This window comes from Aquirufa sp., assembly GCF_964796385.1.
The window spans coordinates 1-4,559 of record NZ_CBAUBA010000057.1 but is presented as its reverse complement, the minus strand read 5'-3'; the positions used below and the strand labels follow the sequence as shown (position 1 = coordinate 4,559).

The following is a 4,559-nucleotide window of genomic DNA, read 5'->3' as shown; positions in this document are numbered from 1 at the left end:
TTTAAAGCTATAACAAGATAGAATATGTATAAATACATAAGAAAAGAGTATATATTTTGATAATTTATGCCAAGTCTTCGAGATCATATTGTTTAATTTTTCGGTATAGTGTTCTTTCTGATATCCCTAAATCTCTTGCAGCATGTTTTCTTTTATTTCTATTTTTCTTCAAAGCGCGGATAATAATTTCTTTTTCTTGTTTTTCCAAAGAAAGTGTCACGTCTTGACTAGGTGATATTATTTCTTCAAAATTAGATTCTTCAACTACATGAATCGTCTTATTTGGTTCGATAGATATTGAATTTTCTAATCCATTTTTATCAACATTGACTGTTTGGCTAATTGCTTTAATAGATGGGTTAGGAGAATAATTAATATCGGCAAATAAATCTGAATTTTCATTAATTATATCATATGCATTGCTATTTCCTGATTCAATTACTTGTAATAGTATTTTCTTTAATTCAGTAACATCACGTTTAAGATCAAAAAGAATTTTGTATAATATTTCTCTTTCATTCATTCCTTCAGAACCTTGAAAGTTTTCACCTTTAATAAGAGTCGATTTTATTTTAGGCTCATTAAACAATAAATATTCGTTTAGCTTCTCTTCGTCTAAAATACGATCCCCTAATTCTAATACTGAAATTTGTTCTGCTAAATTTTTTAATTGACGAATATTACCCGGAAACCGTTGTTTTTCAAGTAGTATTTTAGCTTCATTTGTTAATGAAACAGGCTTTACCCGATGAAGCTCAGAAAAATCAGTTGTAAATTTTCTAAAAAGCAATTCAATATCCGAACCTCTTTCACGGAGTGGGGGTACATAAATAGGTACCGTACAAAGTCGATAGTATAAATCTTCTCTAAACTTACCTTTTTCTATCGCATCTTGAAGATTTAAATTTGTTGCCGCCACTACGCGCGCATTGCTTTTCTGAACTTTTGATGAACCAACTCGATAAAATTCCCCATTCTCTAACACACGCAATAATCTTGCTTGAGTGCCTAGCGGCATTTCGGCTATTTCATCTAGAAAAATTGTCCCGCCATCTGTAACTTCAAAATACCCTTTCCTTGCTTCTATGGCTCCCGTAAATGAACCCTTTTCATGCCCAAATAACTCGGAATCTATTGTACCTTCTGGAATTGCACCACAATTAACAGCTATGAATTGACCGTGTTTCCTTTTTGATAATGCATGTATTATTTTTGAAAATGATTCTTTACCCGAACCGCTTTCCCCGGTAATAAGTACTGTCATGTCCGTGGATGCGACTTGTTCAGCTATCGATATAGCATGAAGTAATGCTGAGGAATTTCCAATTATTCCAAATCTTGCCTTGATACCTGCAATGTGTGAATTTTCCATATCAAGTATTTGTTAAATTTAGATGCCCTAATAAAGTCCCAGTGGTACATGCAGTTATTTTAACATCTACATAACTACCAACCTTTTCAGATCCTTTTTCAAAAACAACAATTTTGTTGTTGTCTGTTTTACCAAAATGATGTAGATTAGATTTTTTTGAATTTCCTTCTACCAGAACTCTCTGAATTGAATTGATCATTTGCTCATTTCTAATTCCGGAATGTTTTCGTTGTAGATCAATAATTTCTTGTAAACGTTTAGATTTTACCTCTAGTGGTACATTATCCGTATATTTTTTTGCTGCCGGCGTTCCAGGTCTTTCTGAATATGTAAACATATAGCCAAAATCAAAAATAACTTCATTTAAAAGGCTTAATGTATCTTGATGATCTTGATCATCTTCTGAACAAAAACCAGCAATTATATCATGGGAAATACCACAATCATTACCCAGAATTTCACGTATGGCTCTTATTCTCTCTAAATACCATTCCCTAGTATAAGTTCGATTCATTTTATCTAGAATACGATTACTACCACTTTGAGCAGGAAGGTGTATGTTTTTGCAAATATTAGAATGTTTTTTCATTGCATACAAAACCTCATTAGTAATGTCTTTCGGATGAGAAGTTGAAAAACGTATACGTAAATCTGTATGTATTTGAGCGGTTAGACTTATCAGTTTATCAAAAGTTATTAATTCTTTGGTTGATGGATTTTCCCATCGATAAGAATCAACATTTTGACCTAGTAAATTAATTTCTCTAAATCCTTTTTCGTATAATTTTTGACATTCGTCAAGAATGGAATCATAATCCCGAGAGCGTTCTCTACCTCGTGTGAATGGCACAACACAAAATGAACACATATTATCGCACCCACGCATGATGCTTACAAAAGCACTAACTCCGTTAGAATGAAGTCTGACGGGTTCAATGTCTCCGTAAGTTTCTTCTTTAGAAAGAAAGACATTAATAGCCTTTTGGCCATTTTCAATTTGTCCAAGCAAATTGGGTAGGTCTCGATACGAATCTGGACCTGCAACTAAATCAACTAATTTTTCTTCTTCTATTAATTTGGTTTTTAAACGTTCTGCCATGCACCCTAAAATTCCAATTACAACTTTAGGATTTTTTGATTTAATAGCTTTGAATGTCTGTAAACGATGACGAATTTTTTGTTCTGCATTATCTCTAATGGCACAAGTATTTAATAAAATAGAATCTGCCTCTTGAATATTAGACGTAGTTCCGTAACCATTATTAATTAAAATAGCTGTAACAACTTCTGAATCAGCAAAATTCATTTGACAACCATAGCTCTCAATGTAAACTTTACCCAATAAAAAAGAGTCATTTGTATCGGATGAAATTCGAGGTAAGTCTAGATTATCACTTGTTGATTGGGCTAGTATATTTAATTCTTGCATGAATTAGACTTAAATTATTGGTCAAATTTATGACATATTGTCAGTAAATACTATATAATTTTACCTGAATCTAAGAATATGACTTTATCAGATTGTTCTGTTAGTTTGTTGTTGTGCGTAACCATAATAATCTGTTGGTTGCGCTCTTCCTTTATTTTAAGAAATAAATTATATAAATCTTCTGCATTTTTATTGTCAAGATTTCCTGTCGGTTCATCGGCTAATAACAATGTAGGTTCAGTTATAAGTGCCCTTGCTACTGCGACTCTTTGTTGTTCACCTCCAGAAAGGTTCGCAGGGTATTTTTTAAGCAGTTGATTGATTCCCAATGATGTAGAAATCTCATTTACTAAATACGTTGCTTTTTCCTTGTTATATTCTTTGCGCAAATACAATGGCATCATAATATTTTCAAAGGCTGAGAATTCATTCAGAAGGTTGTGAAATTGAAAAACAAATCCCAAATTTTCATTTCGAAATACCTCTAAATTTTTTGTATCTAAATTCAAATATGAAATATCGTTTAATCGTATTTCTCCTGAATCTGCTTTTGTCAACAAGCCTATAATTTGTAATAATGTACTTTTTCCTGACCCAGAAGGACCTAGAATTGATACTAGTGAATTATTATCAGCGCTAAATGAAATGTCATTTAGAATTAATTGGGATCCATAACTTTTGGAAATATTTTTTAATTCTAACATTTTATTGGGTTATTCTATGAAAATGAACTTGTTAATTGAACAATTTAAAAGTTTGGCAAATAAATAGTAATTTCACGAAATTAAAATTTTTACTAAATGAATATTCACGAATACCAAGCCAAAGAAATTCTCAAAGGTTACGGAGTAAGAATTCAAGAAGGGATTGTTGTTGATAAAGTCGAAGATTCCATTTCAGCAGCTGAGGCGTTAAAAGCACAGACAGGAACTGGTTGGTTTGTTGTCAAGGCACAAATTCATGCCGGCGGTCGTGGTAAAGGAGGAGGAGTGAAGTTGGCCAAGAATCTAGATGAAGTTCAAGAACGTGTTTCTCAAATTTTAGGAATGCAATTGGTTACACATCAAACAGGTCCAGAGGGGAAGAAGGTTAATAAGGTTTTGATCAGTGAAGATGTTTATTATCCAGGTGATTCAGAACCGAAGGAATTTTATATTTCTATTTTACTAGACCGTGGTCGTTCATGTAATGTAATTATGGCTTCTACTGAAGGAGGAATGGATATTGAAGAAGTAGCTGAACACACTCCAGAAAAAATTATTAAAGAGTGGATTGATCCTCGCGTAGGTTTACAAGATTTTCAAGCTCGAAAAGTTGCTTTTATGCTCGGTTTAAGTGGTCAAGCATTTAAGGAGATGGTTAAATTTATTCAGTCGCTCTATCGTGCTTATGTTGATACGGATTCTTCAATGTTTGAAATTAATCCTGTTTTAAAGACATCTGATGATAAAATATTGGCAGTTGATGCAAAAGTAAATATTGATGATAATGCCTTGTATCGTCATAAAGATTTAGCTGTTCTACGAGATTTACAAGAAGAAGATCCACTGGAAGTCGAAGCTTCAGAGAATGATCTTAATTATGTAAAGTTAGATGGTAATGTTGGCTGCATGGTCAATGGTGCTGGTTTAGCAATGGCTACAATGGATATAATTAAGTTATCAGGTGGCGATCCCGCTAATTTTTTAGATGTAGGTGGTGGAGCTAATGCAAAAACCGTTGAGGCCGGTTTTCGCATAATTCTGCAAGATCCAAATG

Annotated in this window: 4 protein-coding genes; 1 reads left to right on the top strand and 3 read right to left on the bottom strand. The window is 33.0% G+C overall.

Annotation, left to right across the window (positions count from 1 at the left end; genetic code table 11):
- Positions 1-64: 64 nt before the first annotated feature.
- Genes AC1W6K_RS11595 through AC1W6K_RS11585 form a run of 3 tightly spaced genes read right to left on the bottom strand, consistent with a single transcriptional unit; the run spans position 65 to position 3,505 of the window.
- Complete coding sequence (locus tag AC1W6K_RS11595) at positions 65-1,372, bottom strand: sigma 54-interacting transcriptional regulator (RefSeq protein ID WP_481947609.1); 1,308 nt, start codon at positions 1,370-1,372, stop codon at positions 65-67.
- Between the two features lies 1 nt (position 1,373).
- Complete coding sequence (gene miaB, locus AC1W6K_RS11590; RefSeq protein WP_481947608.1) at positions 1,374-2,801, bottom strand: tRNA (N6-isopentenyl adenosine(37)-C2)-methylthiotransferase MiaB; 1,428 nt, start codon at positions 2,799-2,801, stop codon at positions 1,374-1,376.
- A 50-nt stretch (positions 2,802-2,851) separates the two neighbouring features.
- On the bottom strand, positions 2,852-3,505 hold the full coding sequence (locus AC1W6K_RS11585; RefSeq protein ID WP_481947607.1) for an ABC transporter ATP-binding protein: 654 nt from the start codon (positions 3,503-3,505) through the stop codon (positions 2,852-2,854).
- 96 nt (positions 3,506-3,601) lie between these two features.
- Between AC1W6K_RS11585 and sucC the strand changes: the two genes are divergently transcribed.
- The coding region (gene sucC, locus AC1W6K_RS11580; RefSeq protein WP_481947606.1) for an ADP-forming succinate--CoA ligase subunit beta at positions 3,602-4,559 on the top strand (958 nt) is incomplete at its 3' end.

What these genes read in the sequence shown, in the direction of transcription:
- miaB (WP_481947608.1), bottom strand. Translation starts at nt 2,801, where the DNA reads ATGCAAGAATTAAATATACTAGCCCAATCAACAAGTGATAATCTAGAC.
- AC1W6K_RS11595 (WP_481947609.1), bottom strand. Translation starts at nt 1,372, where the DNA reads ATGGAAAATTCACACATTGCAGGTATCAAGGCAAGATTTGGAATAATT.
- AC1W6K_RS11585 (WP_481947607.1), bottom strand. Translation starts at nt 3,505, where the DNA reads ATGTTAGAATTAAAAAATATTTCCAAAAGTTATGGATCCCAATTAATT.